This window comes from Ureaplasma diversum NCTC 246 (assembly GCF_000731915.1).
GTDB lineage: Bacteria > Bacillota_I > Bacilli_A > Mycoplasmatales > Mycoplasmoidaceae > Ureaplasma > Ureaplasma diversum.
The window spans coordinates 1-22,464 of record NZ_JFDP01000045.1 but is presented as its reverse complement, the minus strand read 5'-3'; the positions used below and the strand labels follow the sequence as shown (position 1 = coordinate 22,464).

Here is a 22,464-nt window from a genome sequence, read left to right as displayed (position 1 = left end):
CTTAGTAGGTTATGTTGCTTTATTAGGAGTAATTGGAGCTAGTGTGGCTCGGTTATTGTTTGGTAACCGAACCGCTGTTGCTTTATTTGGAGCTTTCTTAATTGGAGCAATCTTAGTTAGTTTTGCTTTATTTATATCATCTAATTTAAACACTAATGTCCCTGTTGGTTTTTTATCAACAACAATCATTGTTCCTTATTTCATGTATCTAATTATTAGAGGTAAATAATATGAATGTTTCAAATGTTAATGAACATATTAATGAGCAAGTAACTGAGAATGCAATCGAAGTTAGTAATTTAAGTTTTAGATACAACAAAAATAGTAATTTAGTATTAGATGATTTAAATTTCAATATCAAAAAACAAAGCTTTACTACCATTCTTGGACCAAATGGATGTGGTAAATCAACAACTGCTAAATCAATTGTTAAATTAATTAAAAACAATAAAGCAACAATTAATATTATGGGTCATGATATTAAACAATTATCAAATAAAAAACTTGCTCGTTTAATATCATATATTCCCCAAAACATTGATGTTCCTCAAGGAACTAGAGTGATTGATTTTATTACTTTTGGACGAAACCCTTATTTAGGGATATCAGGCATTTTATCAAGCGAAGATAAAGCTATTATTAATAAAGTTGTAGAACAAATGCAATTAACTGAACTTAAAGAAAAGTTTATGCACGATCTATCTGGGGGTCAACGTCAAAAAGTTCTTTTAGCTCTTTGTATGGTTCAAGATACACCTATTATTTTATTAGATGAACCAACAACTTATTTAGATATTAAAAACCAATATGAACTATTAGAATCATTAAAACAATTACAACTAAAAGCAAATAAAACAATTATTGCTATCTTACATGATTTAAACCAAGCAATCCAATATAGTGATTATTTATATTTTCTAAAAGATGGAGCAATCTTTGCTTCTGGAACTGCTGATCAATTAATTAGTAAACAATTATTAAAAGATGTTTATGGAATTGAAGCAGAAATAATGGAAGATATTGATCCTAAAATTGTTTATAAGATTGGGGTTAAAAGTTATCTATAATTCCCTTTTTTATTTATCGATTTTTGTTTATAATAATAGATAATAGAAGATTAAGGTTACAAAGATAAAACTATGAATTTTAAAAGTACAATTAAAGCAAAAAAAGAAGTCGATTGAAAATACACAATCGAGCTTGAAGGACTATATGTAGATCCTAAAGCATTAGAAATGCACCGAAACCGTGTCGATACTATTTTTGCAAAACAAAGTGAAGCTGAACGAGCACAACAATTACACAACATCATTGTGCGTGAAAACTTATTTAACAAAGCAATGGATCATTTAGCTGATTTTTATGAAATTGATATCAACCAAGAAGATGTTGAAGATTTAATTCCAAGAATTATGCAAGCTTTTGGTGTTGATTCAAAAGAAAAAGCAACTGATATTGCTAATAAAATCATTGCTAAGGGATTAATTTTCTTAGATTTACAAAAAGAATTTAGTATTGAAGTAACAGATCAAGAACTAGAACAAATTCTTGAACAATACTACACTGAAACAAACCAATCAATTCATGATTTCAAAAAGAATAAAGATCAATGAGAAGCTGCACGAAGAACTTTATTAGATGAAAAAACAACAGCTTTCATTATTGAACGTTTTGATCGTGACTTAACTAAACTTGAAGAAAACATCCGTAAAAAAATGGCTGAACAAATGGAATTAGACAAAAAGATGCAAGAAGTTGAACTTCCAGATGAAAAAGCTAAAAAGGAAAGTTAATACTAACTTGTGACTAATAAATCGTACATTGTTCGTTATATCATCTTAAAAATAGCAATGGGTGTTTATCCACTTGATGCACTAATCCCAAGTGAAAACAAATTAGCTAATAACTTTGATTGTGGTAGAATCACTGTCCACAATGCTTATGAAACCCTTAAGGATTTAGATATTTTACATACCATTAAGGGTAGTGGTTTTTATGTCAAAACAATGATTGATTCATACATCAATCAAACTTTTGCTAACTTATATCCTATTAGTACTAATGCAACTGTAAACACTAAAGAGATAAACTATAGTTATTGTGATATCTTATTTAAACATGCTACTTCATTTAGTTTATTAATTAGAAACAAAACAATTGCTCGTTCTTGTTTTTTAAGTACGATTCCAATTGATGTATCTAATTTTGATCCTAAAAACATTAATATCAGTAAATTAATCATTATGTCTGGAAATGATGACTTTTTTAATGTCAAAACAACAATTAGTTATGATCTATTTAAAACTTTTGAAGGTTTATTATCTTTTGATAAATTTAAAATTAATTCACCATTAATTGTTAATTATTTATACAACTCTAATAATGAACTATGTTTAATTATTATTACACAAATTAATGATCATTATTTTAAATACACTAGTGTTTCAAAATTAATCTAGGATTGTTTATGGCTAAATTCTTACGAACTAAAATTTATAATAACTATTACTTATCAATCAAAGAGATGAACCAATTTTATCTCTACTATGATTTAATTAAAAACAACCACGAATCATTAGTTGGAAAAATAGCTAATATTAAAAATCTTGATCTTAGTAGTTTTAAAGAAACTAATCAGTATTTCAACCCTGTGGTTGAAAGAACTAAACACTATGATAATGCAATGTTAGTAATAGAACAAGTTACAAGTAGTTATGATTTAGCTCAAATCAATGCTTTATTAACTAATTTTCAAAAACTAAACCATATACCAGATCTTTTAGTTGATCAATCAGATCAAGATTTAGTTGATTATTTAAATAAGATGGAATTAGTTACTAAAAATAAATTAGAACAATCAAAGCTTAATAATAAACAAACTTTAGAAACTAAAGAAGAATTAGTACCGATTCAACTTAATCAATTTCATCAATTAACATTTAAAACAACTACTAATAAAAAGCATTTTAGTTTTAATGTATGGTTTTTTATAGTTGCTATTAGTACTATTGCTTTATTACTTCTTATTTTCATTATTTTAATAGCATCAGGGGTTTTATAATGGATTCTAAAACAATTAGTATTGCAGTTGATGGACCGAGTGGGTCTGGAAAAAGTAGTGCTTCAAAAGTATTAGCACAAAGACTTGGGTTTTTGTATGTAAATACTGGAGCAATGTATCGAGCTTATGCTTACTTTTTATTTGTAATCAAACAAATCGATCAACAAAATATTGATTTTGCTTTTTGTGTTGATTTACTAAAAGCTACTAAGTTTACTTTTAATGGGGATGATGTGTTTGTTGAAGTCAATAATCAAACAATTGATTTATCACTTGAGATCCGTTTAGATAGTACTGCTCTTTTAGCTAGTAAAATTGCTCAGAATGTGTTGATTCGTGATTTTGCTACAGCTCAACAACGAAAAATTGCTGAACAATTTAGTGTTGTAATGGATGGAAGAGATATTGGAACTGTTGTTCTAGTTGATGCCTTTGTTAAATTTTATTTAGAAACAAGTGTAGAAATAAGAGCTAATAGAAGATTTAAACAAAACCAAGAACTGGGAATAGAATCTGATTATGAGAAAATTTATAATGAGATTTTAGAACGAGATAATGCTGATAAAACCAGAGCAATTGCCCCTCTTAAACCAGCAACTGATGCACTAATTATTTATAATGATGGAATGAATGTTGAACAGTGCGTTGATGTAATGCATAAATATTACCTTGATTTACTTTCTAATAAATAAAATATCTAAAAATTGGTATAATATAAACTTAGAAAATAAACGAAAGGTGAATCCTTAATGGAAAATTTGACTAAAAAAGTTGAATCAGAAGAAGTAGTTGCTAAAAAAGAAGAAACTACAGCTTCTGCAAGTGCTAAAGTAGAACCAACAAAACCTACTACACCGGCTGATGCTATTCAGTTAAAAGTCAATGCTAATTCAACTATTAAAAACTTAAAAGCGTTAGTTTCAATTGTGAAATTAACTGAATCAGGAGCACACATTGGATTAAATCCTAAAAAATGAAGTCCTAAAATGGCTCCATATATCCACGCAAAACGTTCTAACAACCATGTTATTGACATTCTAAAAACAATTGTTTTCTTAGATCGTGCTTACAAATTTGTTCAAGAAGTAATCAAGAACGAAGGAACAATTATGTACGTTGGAACACGTGGAAAGATGATTAAAGATCTTGTTAAAAATGAAGCAACTAGATCAAATTCATTCTATGTAACTCAACGTTGATTAGGTGGAACTTTAACTAACTTCAATATCATTGCTAATTCTTTAAAGAAATTCAATGATAATTTAGCATTAATTAATTCTGAAGAAATTAATAAATATTCTAAAAAAGAACAATTAGAAATTCAAAAACAAACTGCTAAATTAGAAAAATTCTATGGTGGAATTAAAAACATGCGTCAACTTCCTGACTTAATCGTTGTTGTTGATCCAATTAATGATTTAAATGCCATCAAAGAAGCTCGTAAACTTAACATTCCAGTAATCTCATTAGCTAATACAAATGCTGATCCAGATTTAATCGATTACATTATCCCAGTTAATAACCACTCAATTAAGTCAGTAACTTTAATTCTTGGTGTATTAACAGATGCTGTTGCTGAATTACGTAATGAACCAACTAAGATTGTTGGTAAGTCTGATGAAGAAATTGTTTTACCAGAAACAAGAAGTTGAAGACAAAACCGTAACAACAATAACAATCAACGTTACAACAATTACCGTTCTCAAAAAAACGATAAAAAATAATTTATTTATTGACAAACTACTTTCAAAAATGTATAATTATATAGTGTTTTTTTAAGGGTTTGTCCTTAATATGGCTACATAGCTCAGCGGTAGAGCAACCGGCTGTTAACCGGTTGGTCGCAGGTTCAATCCCTGCTGTAGCCGCCATTTATGGCCCGTTGGTGAAGCGATCAACACACATGCCTTTCACGCATGCATTCACGGGTTTGATTCCCGTACGGGTCACCATTAATTATTCTTAACTCTATATCTTTTATAGAGTCCTTGGAGTGTTAGCTCAGTTGGGAGAGCAATTGCCTTACAAGCAATAGGTCGGGGGTTCGAGCCCCTCACACTCCACCATCGCCGACTTAGCTCAATAGGTAGAGCAACTGACTTGTAATCAGTAGGTTGTGGGTTCAATTCCTATAGTCGGCACCAGTTAAATTAATCAAGTCCTATCTATCTGATTGAAGGTAGGTGGGGCTTTCTGCTTTGTTAGCTCAGTCGGTAGAGCAACTGACTCTTAATCAGTGGGTCGTGGGTTCGAGCCCCTCACAGAGCACCATTTGCACTCGTGGTGGAATGGTAGACACGCTAGACTTAGGATCTAGTGCTTAATCGCATAAGAGTTCAAGTCTCTTCGAGTGCACCATTTATATATTTCATCAAACTACTCAAGTAATTGGGTAGTTTTTATTTTGTTATAAAAGGGGATTGATTGAATAGATGATCAGTTGTTTGATGAATAGTAAGAACAATATATTCTTATTAGCAAGTTAATGTAGCGTTGGCATTATATGAATCTTAACAACAAAAAACCAGTTGGCTTTATTAGCTAACTGGTTGTTTTAATTTATAGATAGATAGATAGATAGATAGATTATTAAGTAATATCTAAACTTGCACCTTCTTCAATACTGTGTCCATAACTTATTAATTGGTTTTTAAGTTCATTTTGTCCATTATCAATTTTAATTGGTTTAGTGCCAAAGTTATCTTTTCCAGCTTGTTTTAGAACACCTAGATTAAAGATACCATTATTATCAAGTTTTAAATTCTTGTTATTAGTGATACGGATATGTGTTGTGGCAGCACCGTTTGAGAATTTGATCTTAGCTGGTTCAGGCGAACTCATATCTAATACATCAAATTGAGCATTGTTTAATTCTTCAACATCAATACTGAAATCGCTAGAAGTGTTTTTAAGTACTAATCGTAAAAGTTTACGCTTTCCATTTTGTGGTTTTTTAGCATCAGCGAAATAGAAACCTCAAAGACTTTTTAAATTAGTTCTTGTTAAATCTAAACCTGTAGGGTAACTACTTCCGCCTTCGTTATGATCTGGTTTAAGACCTGGACCGAATGAACCTTGGAAAATCTTTTCATTATTACGCGTTCAGTATGCCATTCTAAGACCACGGTTGATTTCAAGCATTTTGTCCTTATATTCAGTTTTAGAATGATCGATATCTTCTTCATCAAAAGAAATAGAATTAAATACTACACGTGATATTTTACGAACATTTCTTGAGAAGTCAGCAGACACATTGTAATCCACATCATTCACTCATCTAACGCCTTTAAGTACTAACGGGTTTATTGATCATTCTTCTAATAATGGATTAGTTGATGTATAAAGAGCTAATTCCTTAATTTTTTTATTTTTTAACCCATTAAGTCCTGATGTATTTTGACTTTCAAAGAAAATATGAACTTGTGGCATTTCATCAGGTAATGCTTTTAAAATATCAAGCATTCGTTGATTAGCATTCTTTTTACCAACATTCATAAAACGGTATGAAGTGATTTTCTTACCATCTTTTTGAAGTTGTTGGATTAATTGTGCAGCTTGATTGTATGCTTCATCATTACTGAAATCAAATGTAACAGTATAACCAAAGTTAAGATGCTTAGGATCACTACTTGGTTCGTCACGTTTCATTTCCTTGATTGTGATACCGCCTTTTGCATTTTCTGTATACTTTTTAAACTCATCAGAATTAGTAACATCTTTTGAAGTTCATCCTGGATACTCACCTTTTTGAATTTCATCTGGACTTAAAATTCTTCAACTTGGATATCCGTACGCTCTACGATCTTTATTATCTCGTTCCATTCTAGTAGTTACTTTGTTATAACCAGGCAATGGAGAATAAGCGTGCGAGTCAATTGAACCGTCAGCATTAATATAAACATTTGTATCATCAGGGATAAGACCTTTTTTAAGTTGCTCTTCAGCATTAGCTGTATATTTCTTAAATTTAGTAGTATCTAAATAAGCAAATAATTTAGCATATCTTAAATTCTTAGCATTTTGATCTAAATCTCTAATCCATTTTCTCTTACGTTCTTCATACGATGCATCACTATCATAATGTCGACGGTTAGGAACAGTTTTTTCTAGTTTTTCTTTAAAAGCTTTAATTGTTCATTCTGGATAAAGTCTTTGTCCTTCTTCAGTTAAAAATGGACGAACTGCGTCACCATTATCAAATAAACGAGAGAATTTATAAAAACGATCTCTTCAAATACTCTCATATTGTTGATTCAATAATTCTGTTAATTCCTTAACATCATGCATCTTAAAATCATTTGAAAAACCAGTATGGTCTTGACCAGTAATGTATTTTAATGATTTAGTTGTGTGCTCAAAGCTCTTTTTTCTAAATTCATCAGTTACTTCAACTGATAAAACATCTGGAACAAGTTCAGAGATGTATGGATCATCATTTAACAGACGATGATCAACATCTGATTGGAATATTTGTCTTTTTGGTTGTGGTTGAACTTGTACTCTTACCTTAACACCATTAACTTCTACTTCTCTATATTCTTGATTAGGAAGTTTAAATGGTTCAATAGGATCTTCTGGTTCATCAGGCCGATCGGTTCGCTTTGGTTCTTTAGGTTCAGGTTCTGGTTGAGGAACAGGTTCGGGAGCGGCTTCAGGAGCTTCTTGAACATCTGGCTTTGGTTCTGGTTCTTTTTTAATCTCTTCTTGCTTGTCTGGTTCTATAACTTCAGGTTGTGCAGGAGTAGGTGTTTTTTTAGGTTCAATTTTTTCAGGAATTGCTTCTTGTTTCTCAATAGGCTTTCCTTCTGAATTCTCTGTTTTGTAGATAACAGTTTTAGCAGTAATATTGTCATCTAGTCCTTTTGAACCAAACGCAACACCTAAAGCAATAGATGTAGCAGCAATACTAGTTGCTACAGATATACCGATTACAATTTTAGTCGCTAGTTTCATAAGTCTCCTTAATTATTAGCTCGTATATTATTTATTGTGGTTCTATATTTTATTATAAATATTTAAAAATAGACATATTTTTATATCAATAAGTATTATATACTTATACATAATTAATAAATATATCATTTTTATATGAAAATATGAAGTAAATATTAAGTTTAGTTAACAAACATCTTATTTAAACATCCGTTTTTAATATCTTTTAGTTTTTGAACTTTTTTAGATTGAAGTGAGATTAAGTTGTCTAGTTGGGTCAAAAAGTTGGCAATTTTTTGCTGTTCTTCTTTTGATGGTATATAGATCTGAAATCTAAGTATATCATTAAGTAATATGGCAGGGATAGCAGAATTATTGATGAGTTCTTGTATTTCTGTATATTTACTTTTCAAATAAAAATATACAAAAAATGTGATGTGTCCACTATTTACATTCATTGAAAAGGCAGAATTTCCTGCTCAAAATTTGTTATTCTCTAAAATTACAAATCCAGCATTTATACCTCTAGAACTCATAACGATTTTACAACCATTTTGATTAAAATACTTATAAAATCCTGTATAAGTACAAGCTCCATTATAAACAGGAAAATCATAAATGTCGTTTTGATATTTAGAATGAACAAATTCTCCTGAGAAAATGTTTAAAATATCATTTAATTTTTTTAAATTTCAATTCTTTGAATAACCACTAAACCTTAATTCAGGAATATCATTTCCTAATCTAGGAAGCATCCTGTCTAATAAACCATTCTTAATATCTTTAAGCTTATCTAGTTTGTTTTGATTAGATTTAATTAATTGATCAAGGTTCTTGAAAAATTCTCCAATTTTTTGTTGTTCTTTAATAGAACTAGGTAACATCATTTCCATATCTGAAATCATTTCTAATCGTACAGAATCGACTGTAGCCTTTGCGGTCATTGTCATCGCTCTTTCATAGAAATTTTTTGAGAAAACATAATAAAAGTATATTGCTGATACATTATTAAAATTGCTCATTTTGTAGCATCGTTGGTGTAAATCAAATTTCCCTTTAATGTAATGAAAAACCTTACCTATGTTTCCATCACCTATAGTAATAACTGCTTCTTCATCAAATAAATATCGGTTGCTTCTAACAGGAGTATCTGATCTTATAAAGAATGGATATTCTCCATCATCGACTTGATCTTGTGTATTACTTTTTCCAGTGGTTATAGAACAAGCGTCTTTTATTAAAGATTTTTCATATTTTTTCTCAAACCCCTTAAACCTTAACTCACGGTCTCTCTCTCTCTCTCTCTCTTAAAATAACTTTCTTATTCATAACCCCACCCTAAAAAACCAACAATCATATTGTTATATTTTACCAATTAATAATTAATGATAGTTAATCTACTATATTAATAAATTTATTAATAGATTAGATAATTTACTACCATACCATTTACACAAACCCAAAAATTATTATCAAATAATCCACACACAAACAATATTTACTTAAGCATCTTTTAGTATCAATTAATTTTTATTATCTATAAATTAATCAATTATGACAAAATTCTTATATTAATGATTGTTAATTTATTAAAAATTAACTATCTTTATATCCTGTTAACTATTCAAATTTCAATAATTGTTATAATTGAAAAGTTGAATAATAACTAATTATTAATAATTCAAAATTTGATTCATTACCTAAGGATTAAAAATGATCGATAACAATAAAGAAAAGTTATTAAGAGCAAATATCAATAATTGAAAAAGCATGCTGCTTGATTTAACTCTAAAAAACAAAGCCTTAAACATTAAAACCCATTTAACTAAATCATTACCATCAAAACTTAAAATTATTCATCCTGGTTTTGATGATTTTTGAAATACTATTGAGAATTCGCAAAAAGAAACATTTCAATTTGGTAATTATGAAACTGTTCATAAATATACATTAAATCAATATGGAAATGATGTTTTATATTCACACAATATTGATGATATTTTAAAACAAGGTAGTTTAAAATCTAATACTATTTACTCTGAATTTGGTGATTCTGTATTTTTAGATGTTATTAAGAAAATAGAGAAAAATGCAAGAACATTTAAAGAAGAGTACTCAATTGATATAGCTTATTTGACCTTTGGTATTTTAAAGTGATATGAATCATTAGATTCAAATCTTCCTATATATGCTCCTTTATTGTTTTATCCTGTTGAAATCAAAAAAGATAGTTCAAATAATTGAAAAATTATTCGTAAACTTGAAAATGGATTTATCTTTAATGAATCATTAGCTCGTAGAATGAAAAATGATTTTAAGGCTGATTTTGAATATATTGATAATAATGATTTATCAGATAATAAATTTCAAGAATATTGCAACAAAATCTTAAGTCAAATAAGTGATAAAAGATGAACAGTTATTAAAGATATTTATTTATCAACATTTGACTTTAGTAATATTCATATTTATAAAGATATTGAACAAAATATAGACAAAATCATCAACAGTCCATTCTTTACTAGAATGGTAAGTGATACTTTTGATCCTAAAAATGATATTAGTGCTATTAATGAACAAAATATAAATGAGAAAATCACCATTAAAGATCAATTTAAAATCTTAGATGCTGATTCATCACAAGAAATAGCAATTCAGAATGCAATTGATAATAAAAGCTTTATTTTACAAGGACCACCTGGAACTGGTAAATCACAAACAATTACTAATATTATCTCTGAACTTATTTCAAGAAACAAAAAAGTACTTTTTGTAGCTGAGAAAAATGCAGCTCTTCAAGTTGTTTTTAATAACTTGCGTAAAATCGGTATTGATAAATATGCCATTCCAATTCATGATTCTAAAGTTAATAAAAAACAAATTCTAAATGAAATTCTTTAAACAATTGATGAATCAAAACTTTATGAATTAAACAATGAACTTTATTTTGATTTTATTAATAGTTATGAAAGAAGTAAATCAATTTTAGAAAAATATAAAAAATCATTATTAACTAAAAGAGATCCTGAAAATTTAAGTTTATATCAGTATTTAGGTAAATACTATAAGCTATCAAACTTTCAAGATCTTTATTTTGATATCAATAATATTCTAGAAATTGATTCTGAACAATTTGATCAAATAAGAAGTTATATAAATGCTTTTGAAAATGCTCTTAAAAACATTAATTTTAATGTTAAAAATCATCCTTGATATGGATTGATTAAAGATTCATTATCTTTTGAAGAAAAAGATAGGTTATTCACTTATCTTTCATTCTTAAGATCTAATTCAGCTGAATTAGTATCAAGACTTAAAAATTTAAATATTATTAATCATGATAGTGAGTTTAATTCACAGTTTGTTTCAAATACATTAAGCTTACATTACATAACAGAGTTTATAACATTAAACAAGTTTAAAGATATAACGCTTTATAATGATAATGATGTTAAAAATGATTTAGAGATATTACAAAATATTCTTCAATTAATAGAACAAAAAAATCAAATAATAGCTGATCAAAAGAATGTTTGAAATAATGTTGATTCTATTTTAGAACAAGATTGTATACAAGCTTATGAGATTTTAAACAAGTATAAAAATAATCCTTTTAAATTCTTTTCTAAAAAATGATGAAGTTCTAAAAAGTTATTTAATAAAAAGAATCTAATTAATTCAAAAGATAAAAAGATAAACATTGTTGATAGTGCAAAAGTATTTGCTCAAATCCATCAAATTGATGCATCAATCAAACAACTAAATTCAGAGTTAAACATCAATCTTAATGATGTTGATCTTAATCTTGAAAATGTACAAAAATACATCCAAAAATTTATAGTTCTAGTTGAAAATATTGAAAACATTAAACCTTTATTCATTAGATTAATTAACTATTTATCTAATAGTAATGATAATCAAAACAATCTAATACAATTTGTTTCAAAGATTACTAATGCAATCACTTATCTAATAGATATTTTTGATCTTAGTATAATTAACCTTACAAAAATGCCATTTGATAAATTTGCTTCTAAATTAGTAAATTTAATTAATGAAAAAGAAGAAATAAATTCATATATAAGTTATTTAAATACTAAAAATAGATTAACTAAACTTAACCAAGGTTCTTTTGTTCAAGCAATCGTAAATAATCTAGTTGAAGATAACTTTGAAAAGATTTATTTAAAAAGGTTTTATCGAAAACTTTGTGAAGTAATCATTGAATCAGAAATGGCTAATGAAGATTCAATATTCTTAAACCAAAATGTAAATAACTTCAAAATCAAAGACTTAAATGGTTCAGACTTAGCTAAAGAAAATATTATTTTACTAAATGATAAAAGAATAAAAGAATCATTGATTTTTCCAAATGCAAATTCGCAATATGCTTTACTTAAAAAAGAAGGGGCTAAAACTAGAGCAATTATTCCGTTCAAAAAATTCTTTGAAAAAGCACACCAGTTAGTTTTAAATGTTAAACCTTGCTTAATGTTATCTCCACTAACTGTAAGTAACTTTTTTAAAGATGTTGATTTTACTTTTGATACTGTTATTTTTGATGAGGCTTCACAAATTAGACCTGAAAGTGCTATTAGTTCACTAGCTCGTGCTCATCAAGTTATTGTAGTTGGTGATAAAGAACAAATGCCACCATCAAACTTCTTCCAATCAATAACTAGTGAAGAAACATTTTTAGAATTAGATGAACCAGAAGAGAATATTTCAGAAACTTATGAATCATTATTAAACTTAGCTGAAGCTAGTTTAAGTTCAATTAAATTAAAGTGACATTACCGTTCAAAATTCGAAGAACTAATTTATACATCTAATAAAGAAATTTATAAAGACTTAGTAACATTCCCTAATTCAAAACAACCTAAAGAGTTTGAGGGATTGAAATTCATCCATGCTAATTCTTCTGAAAGAATTTCTGAAGAAGAAAAAGTGATTAAAGAATCTAAACGAGTTTTAAAAGAAATTATTGAAAAATATCAAGATCAATATTCAATTGGTTTTGTTGTATTCAATCAAGAAATGTTAACAAAAGTTGAAAAAGAGGTTGATAACTTTATCTCGACTAATCCACATTTAAAATTCTTCTTTACAGATGAGAAAAACGAACCATTCTTTGTTAAAAACATTGAACAGGTTCAAGGGGATGAACGAGACATAATAATCTTTTTAATGGAAAATAGACGAATTAATGATGGGTCAATCAGTATTAATTTTGGAGCAATTAATAGAAGTGATTCTGGATATAAAAGATTAAATGTAGCGATTTCACGTGCTAAAAAAGGTTTAATATTAATTTCTTCATTTAGAAGTAATGAAGTAGATTGATTTAGAAGTGACAAGCGTGGTATTAAAATGCTTGAAAAATTCATAAAAAATGCTGAATATGGAGTAAACGTACTAGAAGATACTAAACAATTACAAAAGCAAATGGATTCAACATTTGAACATGAAGTTTACAAAAAACTAGTTGCAGCTGGACTTGAAGTTAAATTCCAAGTGGGAACTTCAGGATTTAGAATTGATTTAGCAATTGTACATAAAAATAACCCTAATAAATATGTTTTAGGTATTGAATGTGATGGTGCTACATTCCACTCATCTAAATCAGCAAGAGATCGTGACCGACTTAGACAACAAGTATTAGAATCAAGAGGATGAAACATCCATAGAATCTGATCAACTGATTGATTTAAAAATCCTAATCAACAAATTGATTTGATTTTACGCAAATTAGATGATATTTATAGTAATAATAAAATTATTGCTCCAATCGATGAACAAATAGTTTCATTTGCAGATGAGATTTCACTAGATAATGATTACTTAGATCTATTTGAAGATTATTTAAACATTGAACAATTTATAGAAGAAAATAAATTATTATTTTGCTCATCACGTGAAGGTGATAAAGTTAACATAATAAAGAATTTATTACTTCAAACTGGTCCTATTAAAGAAGATAAGTTCAATGAAATTATTAAAAAGTTATTATCTGAACCTAGAATAAATAATGAAATAAAACAATTAGCAAAAAGATTAATTAGATCACTTGCAAGTTTTGATATTTATGGTTTTTATGTACCGATAAATAATGACTTTGAATTTAAGTTCAAGAAAAGTAATTCTAAAGAAACTAAACGTCTATTAAATGAAATACACCCTAATGAGCTTGAAGACTTGTTTTTAAAAATGTTAAAAACATCAAAAATCTCAATTAGTTTAGATGATTTTTGTAAGGAATTATCATATCTAACACAATCACAAGTTACTCAACTTAAAAATAAAGAATACATTTTAGAAATCTTAAATAATATGGCTCAAAACAATTTAATAAATAAAATTAGCCATGATGTATTTGAAATGAAAAAAGATTCTTAGATAGTAAATCTATTTGATTAAAAGAGAAGTACAAGCGTGTTGCTTGTGCTTTTTTCTTTTCTGTGAATAACTAATTGATTTAGTTTGTTTTGTGCAAAATCCAGGAAATCGTATTGAATGATTCCTTAATATAAGCATATACTTTATAATTGCAATTATAATTTCCGGATTCAATTCAAACCGGAACATCTAACCCAAAAGTCCTTTTTTTTTTTTTTTGCAAAAGAAGAAAAAGTTTTTAAAATCACTCCATATTTCAAATAAATCCAAGCTTTGATAAAAGGAATTTTAGACATAATTTACTATCAAAGGATTTATAAATATGAGTAAATTCAAAAACAAAAAAGCACTAACTCTAGCGGTTGGTGCGATTATGGCAGGGGTTAGTGTTATAGGAGTAGTTGCGGCTTGTGCACCAACAAAGGCAAAACCAAATAAACCTTCTCAAGGTACTCAAAACCCATCTCAATCTGGTGGAACTCAATCTTCAAACCCAGGTAGTGGAAACACTACAACTCCAAGTGGTCAAGGTTCAGGAAATAATACAACTAATCCATCAGCTGGTTCAACTAATACAAGTCCAGGAGGCACTAATCCTGGTTCACAAGCTAAACCAGAAGATAAAAAGATGCAAGACGATAATCCAAATGTAGATAAAGGTGAACAATCAGGAAAAAGTGAAACACCTGGAGCTAATGGAAAAGATGACAAAGGAAGCACTGACCAACAAACTAAACCAGTGGTTAGTGTAGCTGATGATGCTAAATTAATTAAAGAAGAATCAAAATATTCATTAACATTATCTGTTACAAATGCAGATAATAAATATTTAGAAGTTGAATTAACTGAAGTTGTAAATAACCAACAAGAAGCAACTAAAGTTAAAGCGAAAGCTAAAGTAGAATCTAACAATGTAACTGTTAGTTTTACTAATTTAAAACCTGGAAATAAATATAAAGTATCAGCTCTTAAACTTTATGAGAACGAAACTACTAGTGATGGAATTAGTGTTGATTTAAGTACAACTTTAAGTTCAAAAGAATTTTCAACAGAACAAGCATCAACTCCAAAAGTTAATACACCTGCACCAACTCCACAAAACCCTGTATCTATTACTTTAGAAGATAATGCAATGTTAGTTAAAAAAGATAGCAAACACGAACTATCATTAAATGTATCAAATGCAGATGGAAAATACTTAGAAATCGAATTAACTAAAGTAAATGAAAATAGCCAAAATGATGAAACTACTATAATTTCTAATAAAGTAAAAGTTGAAGGTGGTAAAGTTACTGTTAGCTTTGATAAATTAGAAGAAGGCGTTAAATATAAAATAACTGATGCACAACTTTATCCTAATGAAGAAATTGAATCAGGAGATACTGTTCAATTAAGCGGTGATTTAACTAAAAAAGTTATAACTATTAAATCATCAGATTCTAGTGATCAAGGTAATAAAGATCAAATGTCAGGAAGTGGTAAAGCAGATGCCCCACAACCAGCTCCACAAGCTGATCAAAATGTTAAACCAGTAACAGCTAGCTTAGATGCTACTTCTAAACTTACTGAAAATAAAGGTGACTTTGGTTTAACATTTAAATTTGAAAACGCTGATAAGAAGTTTGTTGAAGTAGAACTTGTTGATAGTAGCGATGATAAAATGGTTGTTAAATCTAAAAAAGTTGAAGTAACTAACAATCAAGCTGTTGTTATCTTTGATGGTGTTAAATTGATAAGCAAATACAAAGTTAAATCTATTAATTTATTTGATAAATCAGATGCAACTACAGGTAAAGAAATTAAGTTAGCTGAAGAACTAACAAATAGAGTTATTGATGTTGACGCAAAAGTTATTCAATTTGTTAGTTTTAAAAGAGGAGATAAAAAACTTCCTGAAATAACTCTTAAAATGCCAAGTAAACTTTATTCACAAATTGATAATCAAGTATTCGAATTCTTATTAGAAAATAGATCTAATTATGTAGATGGTTTTACTTACTTTGTAACAATTCAAGGTGATAATAAACAAATTTATACTATGAAATTGAATGATAATGATGGAATGGTAACATTTCAAATATTCCCAGCTTTTGAATATGCTAACGATCCAAAACAAGCAAACAACTACATTGATAACCTTTGACTAAAGAATGATGCCAAAAAGAATAACTTATTAAAAAATAGAATCAACTTCACATCATAACCCAACCTTCTACCCACCTTTTTCTCTTACTTAAACATAAAAATTAAACAATATAAAAACTGATCAGATAATTGAATCTAATTCAACTATTATGATCAGTTTTTTTATTTTATCTATTTATTAATTTAAACCAGTGTAATCTTTTAAGAAGTCAATGATATCAGCTACTTTAGAGCTAAAGTATGATTTATAGTCAAAATCAGTTTCTGATGTTGCTTTATAAAGTTCAATATAAACTTTAAATTTAGGTTCAGTTCCTGATAATCTAAATTTAATACTACCTAATCCATCAAGTTTTCATTCTAAGTAATTACCTACTTCATGATAGATCATGTCATGAATTTGATAATCACTAATTGCTTTGAATTCAAAGTCTTTTAGATTGTTCATAATACTAATAGCTTTTTGTTTTCAATTATCCCCATCAATGATAAATTGAATAGTTCGATTATATCAATATCCATATTTAGGGAAGATTTCTTTTTCTAAGATATCAATTAAATCCATATTATGATTTGATTGATAATAGTTTACTATTTCTAATAATAAAGCTGCATATTGGTATGAGTCTTTATCATTATTAAAATCATTTCAAAGAGCACCAATTGCTTCTTCAAAACCAATTACTAAACTATTAGTTTTCTTAAGTTGAGCAATTAAATTACCATGGTTTTTAAAACCAACATCAACATATTTAACTTCGCAATTAAATTCATTAGCAAATAGTTCGATATATCTTGTTGAAATATATGTTGAAATCACATATTTAGCTTTATCGTATGATTTATGTTTAAGTAAATAATAAGCAGCAATAATAGCTGTTTCATTACCAGTTAAATAAACTCATTCGCTGTTTTTAAAAACAGCTGCTCCAAGGCGATCACCATCAGGGTCACTACTTAACATTAAATTAGCATTGTGTTTTTCTGCATACTCTAAACTAAGTTTGAATGAGATTGGAACTTCTGGGTTTGATGTTGTATCATAACTGAAGTTAGGATCTTCTTGATTCTGTTCACTAACAGAGATCACATTCTTATAACCTAAGCTGTTTAAGAATGGAATCATATCATATGATGAAGATCCGTGATGAGCGGAGAAAACAACTTTTAGTTCTTTAGTTTGATTAGGATCAGTATTAACTAAAGCTTTTTCTATTACTTTAAAATAACTGCTAATAGTTTCATCATCAATGAATTTAATTAATTCTTGATTAGCTTCTCAACTATAATCTAGCATACTTTCAAAACTAGGAATATAGTCACTAATAATATCTGTCTCTTCTTTAAGTGGTTGTGCACCATTTGATCCATAAACTTTAAATCCACAATACTCTTTCGGGTTATGACTAGCTGTAAACATAATCCCCCCACAAGCAATTGTGTGATGAATTAAATAAGAGATGATTGGTGTTGATAACATCTTATAATCAGCTGGAACTAATACTTCATAACCAGCAGCAGAAAATAATTCTGCAGCCATTTGCATCGCTTCTTTTGATAAGAACCGATTATCCCTTCCAAAGACAACTCTTTTATTTGTTTTATTTTGACTGTTTAAATATTCAATAAAACCAACAATTAGTTGCATATAAGTAATTTTATTAAAATATTTAGTTCCAATATTACGTTGTAATCTTACCCCAGAAGTTCCAAAAGTAAATTTGAACTCAGGGTTAAATAACTCATCAATTTGTTCTTCAGATAAATTATTAACTAATTGTTTTTGTTCATCTGATAAGTTTTTTGATTGTGATCATAGCTTTGCTAATTGATTCATAAAAATATCTTCTCTTTGATTAAAGTGATTTCTTTGCACTTCACTTATAAGGTATTAATTGGTCAATATGATAGCTTTTATAACTACCATCATAATTGATGATATAAACTTGTGCTTGTTCATTTGCAAACTCAGAGATAACTTGTCTACAAGCGCCACATGGTGTTCCTGTATCATTTAGATCTTTAGTTAATACATAAACTGTTTTAACTTCTTTAGCTCCATTACTAATAGCTGCTCCAATTGCATTTCGTTCAGCACAAATAGTTAAACCAAATGAGCCATTTTCAACATTTACACCATTGAAATACCCTTTATCAGTTTCTATAATTGCACCTACTGGATAATTAGAATAAACACAGTAACTATTATTTAATAACTCTTTTAATTTAGCAAAAATTTCTTTAATTTCCATATCCTTAAATTACTATAATTTTTATTATAATTCTTAATAATTATAACATTTAGCACAATGATAGAATATAGCAAAAAATACCACTCGCGTGGTATTTAATAATAGAATGGCAAGGGTAAAGGGACTCGAACCCCTAACACACAGATTTGGAGTCTGTAGTTCTGCCAAATTGAACTATACCCTTAGAAATAGGGTAGTCCCTATTTTGGAGCTAATCTAGTTAATACAATTGCTTGCCCATTCTTAACAACAATTGTATCTTCGATTCTTACTCCACCAACATTTGGAATATAAATTCCTGGTTCAACAGTAACAACAGCATTTTCTGGTAATTTTTCTTTATTAGCTCCGTTTGTGTTAGGAAGTTCATGAACTTCAATTCCTACACCATGACCAGTTCCGTGTGTGAAATAACCTTTATATTCTGAACTATCAATAATTTGACGACAAATTTGATCTACTTCATATCCAGTAACTGCAGTTGATGTTAAATTAATCCCTGCAGTTTGAGATTCAAGCACTTTGTCATAAATCTTTTGCATTTGTGGATTTGGTTTTGTTCCAGCAATAAATGATCGTGTCATATCTGAACAATAACCTTTATATAAAGCTCCAATATCAATCGTTACCATATCTCCATCTTCAATCTTACGATCTGAAGCATGGTGGTGTGGATTTCCCCCGTTTGGACCTGAAGCAATAATTGGATCGAATGAATTCTTTTCAGCCCCTAAATCAAGCATCTTTTTAGAAATCATGTTTGAAATTTCAATTTCAGTTAAACCGATGATGTTTTGTTCACGAACTCAATTATATGCTTTTGCAGCAATATCAGCTGCTATTTGTAAATATTCAAGTTCTTGTTCAGTTTTGATTTCACGTAACTTAGCTGATTTAAATGGCACAATTTCATTTACAAATCGTTTTAAGAAAGAAGCTGTTTCAAGGGTTACATAATCAGCTTCAACTAAAGCTTTGTTAATCTTTAATTCATCCGCTGCTTCTTTTAGTAAATCAAGTGTAGTTTTATTTTGTGATGCTGCTAATAAAACTACTTTTGCATTTTTAACTTGTTCACAAGCTGCAGTGTAGTAACGTGCATCAACAAGATAGATTGCTTCTCCATCTTTGTTAATTAACACAAATCCATCACTACTTGCAAATTCTAAGAATCAATATCTATTGTGTGTTGAAAATAAAATTACTCCATCAACATTTTGATCTGAATGATCATTGATAGCTTTTAGTACTTGTTGTAGTTTGAAATTGTTTTTCATAAATAAGTCCTATCTTATTTTCTTTTGATTTCGTTATGAACAGTTACTTTACGACAAGTTGAACAAAACTTGTTTAAAGATAAACGGTCTGGGTTGTTTTTAGCATTTTTAGTTGTAATGTAGTTAATGTTTTTACTTTCACTACATTGTAAACGGATTCCTCTTTTAATTGCCATTATATTCACCTCGCTCTAATTGTTTATTGATCTGCTAGATTAGTAATACTAATATAATCTATAAATTATATAAAATTTTAATATGTTTTGTCTATGTCTAATGCTTATCTTTAATTTGATTAGTTAATAAAGCAATGAATTCTTCATATTTAACTGTAGTTGTGTTTTCTTGTCCATATTTTCGATAAGTAACCATTTTATTGTTTTTGATCTCCTCATCCCCAACTACAATTTGATATGGAACTTTTTGGATTTGAGCTTCTCTAATCTTTTTACTTAATCGTTCATTTCTTAAATCTAAATTAGCACGAATTAAATTCGCTCGTAATAAGCTATGAAGTTCAGAAGCATAAGATCCGTGTGCATTTTCATTAACTGGAATAATTACAACCTGAACAGGAGCTAATCAAAGTGGTAAGATCCCTTTTGTTTGTTCTAATAAGATTGATAAGAATCGTTCATAAGTACCAATAATTCCAATATGGATCATCACTGGTGTGATTTGGTTGTTTTGTTCATCAATATATTTAAGATCAAATCTTCTTGGTAATAAGAAGTCTAATTGAATAGTTGAAATTGTGATGATTCGATTAAGTACTGTTTTAGCTTGGAAGTCAATCTTTGGACCATAGAAAGCAGCTTCACCCTTAATTTCTTTATATTCAATGTTATTTTTATTTAACATTTCACGAAGTTGAGCTTGTGATTGTTCTCACATTTGCGGATCATTAAAGTACTTTTCTTTATCATCTGGATCATTAAGTGATAAATGAACTTCAAAAGTTTTAATTCCTAATCCTTCTTGAGCAGCTTTAATCATTGCATAAGCATTTAATACTTCTTGTTCGATTTGATCGATTCGACAGAAGACATGGCAGTCTTCTAAGATCATTGATCGAACTCGTTCAAAACCAGTTAAACCACCTGAAGATTCATATCGGTGTAAGATTGAGTGTTCACTTAATCGAACAGGTAAACTTCGATATGATCGTAATTCATTAGCATACACAAGTGTATGGTGTGGACAGGTCATTGGTCGAAGTACTAATTCTTCATTATCAATCTTAATTGGTTTGAACATATTTTCATGATAATGATCTCAGTGTCCACTTGTTTTATATAAATCAATACTTCCTAAGATTGGAGTAATAACAGTATCAAAGTTATATTTAAACTCTAATTGGTTAATGAAACGTTGAACTTCTTGTTTAATAATTGTTCCATTAGCTAATCAGATTGGTAACCCTTGTCCAGCTAATTGATTAAATGTAAATAGATTTAGATCTTTACCGATTTTTCGATGATCTCGCTCTTTTCGTTCAGCTAATTCAGCTAAATAAGCATCAAGATGACTTTTTTCATAAAAAGCACATCCATAGATCCGAATTAGCTGATCATTTTTAGCATCTCCATGTCAATAAGCTCCTGCTACATTTAATAGTTTAAAAGCTTTCACTAATTTAGTATTAGCTACATGAGGACCACCACATAAATCAAACCAATTAGCACATCGTGAAATCGTTAACCCTTGTTCTTTATATTTTTCAATGATCTCTAGTTTGTATTTGTTATTAGCAAATGCTTTTTTAGCATCTTCATAACTAATATCTTCATGAATAAAATCATAAGCTCCATCTACGATTTTTTTCATTTCTTTTTCAATTCTAGCTAAGTCTTTGGTTGTAATTGAGGTGTTTGGATCATTTAGATTAAAATCATAATAAAACCCTTCATCAATTGCTGGACCAATTGCTAAGCTAATGTTGGGATAAAGTTTAACTAATGCCATTGCTAAAACATGAGCAGCACTATGGCTTAGTGTACTGTCGAATTTATACATAAAATAATTTTTTCCTCAATTCAATACTATCTTTTAATTATAAGCTTTTTCATTAATAAATAAGGTTAAAAGTTTTTAGATTCTTCTTTATTAATTAATCTTGATTAAACTTAAACATTAAGCAATCAAGGAGCTTTAGTTAATTGATCATTATATGGATTTTTAGTTTTATATTTTTTAAATGCAATACAACTAAAAACAATAGCTAAAGTGATCATTACTGAACTTAGTACACTAAATGGTAAACTTCAAGCAACAAGTCCATGATATTGATCAGATCCTTGATAACTAACTCCAAATCCAACAATAAGTAAACCAGTTAATAATTGAATTACTGTGCTTATAATTGGTTTTGTTGTTTGTTTTTTAATAATATCTAAATATC

At 28.5% G+C, this 22,464-nt stretch carries 16 protein-coding genes, 7 tRNA genes and 2 pseudogenes; 16 read left to right on the top strand and 9 right to left on the bottom strand.

What is annotated here, in order from left to right; translation table 4 throughout:
* From UDIV_RS04285 to UDIV_RS01965, 13 genes and pseudogenes are all read left to right on the top strand, one after another.
* Nucleotides 1–229 (top strand): iron chelate uptake ABC transporter family permease subunit (locus UDIV_RS04285; protein ID WP_156021866.1); only part of this gene is annotated, 229 nt, incomplete at its 5' end.
* A gap of 1 nt (nucleotide 230) precedes the next feature.
* Nucleotides 231–1,067, top strand: a complete 837-nt coding sequence (locus tag UDIV_RS02020) for an ABC transporter ATP-binding protein (protein WP_038102611.1) — start codon at nucleotides 231–233, stop codon at nucleotides 1,065–1,067.
* A 72-nt stretch (nucleotides 1,068–1,139) separates the two neighbouring features.
* Complete coding sequence (locus UDIV_RS02015) at nucleotides 1,140–1,793, top strand: MPN555 family protein chaperone (RefSeq protein ID WP_038102608.1); 654 nt, start codon at nucleotides 1,140–1,142, stop codon at nucleotides 1,791–1,793.
* 9 nt (nucleotides 1,794–1,802) lie between these two features.
* A complete protein-coding gene (locus tag UDIV_RS02010; protein WP_081847811.1) occupies nucleotides 1,803–2,459 on the top strand; it encodes a winged helix-turn-helix domain-containing protein in 657 nt (218 codons plus the stop codon).
* Nucleotides 2,460–2,467: 8 nt separating this feature from the next.
* Complete coding sequence (locus tag UDIV_RS02005) at nucleotides 2,468–3,061, top strand: hypothetical protein (protein WP_038102606.1); 594 nt, start codon at nucleotides 2,468–2,470, stop codon at nucleotides 3,059–3,061.
* On the top strand, nucleotides 3,061–3,753 hold the full coding sequence (gene cmk, locus UDIV_RS02000) for a (d)CMP kinase (RefSeq protein ID WP_038102604.1): 693 nt from the start codon (nucleotides 3,061–3,063) through the stop codon (nucleotides 3,751–3,753). Before UDIV_RS02005 ends, cmk begins: the two co-directional genes overlap by 1 nt.
* Before the next feature lie 57 nt (nucleotides 3,754–3,810).
* Nucleotides 3,811–4,773: pseudogene (gene rpsB, locus UDIV_RS01995) on the top strand (30S ribosomal protein S2); the annotation flags it as partial.
* An 84-nt stretch (nucleotides 4,774–4,857) separates the two neighbouring features.
* Nucleotides 4,858–4,932 (top strand) — tRNA-Asn (locus UDIV_RS01990).
* 5 nt (nucleotides 4,933–4,937) lie between these two features.
* A tRNA-Glu gene (locus UDIV_RS01985) sits at nucleotides 4,938–5,013 on the top strand.
* Nucleotides 5,014–5,051: 38 nt separating this feature from the next.
* Nucleotides 5,052–5,127: transfer RNA gene (locus tag UDIV_RS01980), tRNA-Val, on the top strand.
* A 2-nt stretch (nucleotides 5,128–5,129) separates the two neighbouring features.
* A tRNA-Thr gene (locus tag UDIV_RS01975) sits at nucleotides 5,130–5,205 on the top strand.
* A 51-nt stretch (nucleotides 5,206–5,256) separates the two neighbouring features.
* Nucleotides 5,257–5,332 (top strand) — tRNA-Lys (locus tag UDIV_RS01970).
* 3 nt (nucleotides 5,333–5,335) lie between these two features.
* Nucleotides 5,336–5,419: transfer RNA gene (locus tag UDIV_RS01965), tRNA-Leu, on the top strand.
* Nucleotides 5,420–5,650: 231 nt separating this feature from the next.
* Here the strand turns inward: UDIV_RS01965 and UDIV_RS01960 are convergent.
* Together UDIV_RS01960 and UDIV_RS04535 are read right to left on the bottom strand one after the other, a co-directional pair.
* A complete protein-coding gene (locus tag UDIV_RS01960; RefSeq protein WP_051749441.1) occupies nucleotides 5,651–8,014 on the bottom strand; it encodes a putative immunoglobulin-blocking virulence protein in 2,364 nt (787 codons plus the stop codon).
* Between the two features lie 161 nt (nucleotides 8,015–8,175).
* Nucleotides 8,176–9,273: a restriction endonuclease subunit S gene (locus tag UDIV_RS04535; RefSeq protein WP_038102601.1), complete on the bottom strand. Its 1,098-nt coding sequence runs from the start codon at nucleotides 9,271–9,273 to the stop codon at nucleotides 8,176–8,178.
* A 433-nt stretch (nucleotides 9,274–9,706) separates the two neighbouring features.
* On the opposite strand from UDIV_RS04535, the gene UDIV_RS04730 reads away from it, so the two are divergent.
* The 3 genes from UDIV_RS04730 to UDIV_RS01945 all read left to right on the top strand — a co-directional run bounded on the left by UDIV_RS04730 (nucleotide 9,707) and on the right by UDIV_RS01945 (nucleotide 16,592).
* Nucleotides 9,707–10,894 carry a DUF4011 domain-containing protein gene (locus UDIV_RS04730; RefSeq protein WP_231428081.1) on the top strand — a complete coding sequence of 396 codons (1,188 nt, stop codon included), beginning with the start codon at nucleotides 9,707–9,709 and terminating at the stop codon, nucleotides 10,892–10,894.
* 318 nt (nucleotides 10,895–11,212) lie between these two features.
* Complete coding sequence (locus tag UDIV_RS01950; protein ID WP_231428080.1) at nucleotides 11,213–14,389, top strand: AAA domain-containing protein; 3,177 nt, start codon at nucleotides 11,213–11,215, stop codon at nucleotides 14,387–14,389.
* Between the two features lie 322 nt (nucleotides 14,390–14,711).
* Entirely contained in the window at nucleotides 14,712–16,592 is a 1,881-nt protein-coding gene (locus UDIV_RS01945; RefSeq protein WP_038102599.1) for a RodZ family helix-turn-helix domain-containing protein, read from the top strand.
* A gap of 120 nt (nucleotides 16,593–16,712) precedes the next feature.
* Here the strand turns inward: UDIV_RS01945 and UDIV_RS01940 are convergent, their stop codons facing one another.
* The 7 genes and pseudogenes from UDIV_RS01940 to UDIV_RS04530 form a co-directional block, all read right to left on the bottom strand.
* On the bottom strand, nucleotides 16,713–18,371 hold the full coding sequence (locus tag UDIV_RS01940) for a phospho-sugar mutase (RefSeq protein ID WP_038102597.1): 1,659 nt from the start codon (nucleotides 18,369–18,371) through the stop codon (nucleotides 16,713–16,715).
* A 19-nt stretch (nucleotides 18,372–18,390) separates the two neighbouring features.
* Nucleotides 18,391–18,786 (bottom strand): cytidine deaminase, encoded by a 396-nt coding sequence (gene cdd / locus UDIV_RS01935; protein WP_038102595.1) that lies wholly within the window; start codon nucleotides 18,784–18,786, stop codon nucleotides 18,391–18,393.
* A gap of 107 nt (nucleotides 18,787–18,893) precedes the next feature.
* Nucleotides 18,894–18,970, bottom strand: a tRNA-Trp gene (locus tag UDIV_RS01930).
* Nucleotides 18,971–18,986: 16 nt separating this feature from the next.
* Nucleotides 18,987–20,063: an aminopeptidase P family protein gene (locus UDIV_RS01925; RefSeq protein WP_038102592.1), complete on the bottom strand. Its 1,077-nt coding sequence runs from the start codon at nucleotides 20,061–20,063 to the stop codon at nucleotides 18,987–18,989.
* 14 nt (nucleotides 20,064–20,077) lie between these two features.
* Nucleotides 20,078–20,239, bottom strand: a complete 162-nt coding sequence (gene rpmG, locus UDIV_RS01920; RefSeq protein ID WP_038102588.1) for a 50S ribosomal protein L33 — start codon at nucleotides 20,237–20,239, stop codon at nucleotides 20,078–20,080.
* Between the two features lie 97 nt (nucleotides 20,240–20,336).
* Nucleotides 20,337–22,079 (bottom strand): threonine--tRNA ligase, encoded by a 1,743-nt coding sequence (gene thrS / locus UDIV_RS01915; RefSeq protein ID WP_038102585.1) that lies wholly within the window; start codon nucleotides 22,077–22,079, stop codon nucleotides 20,337–20,339.
* 110 nt (nucleotides 22,080–22,189) lie between these two features.
* A pseudogene (locus UDIV_RS04530) lies at nucleotides 22,190–22,464 on the bottom strand (hypothetical protein); the annotation flags it as partial.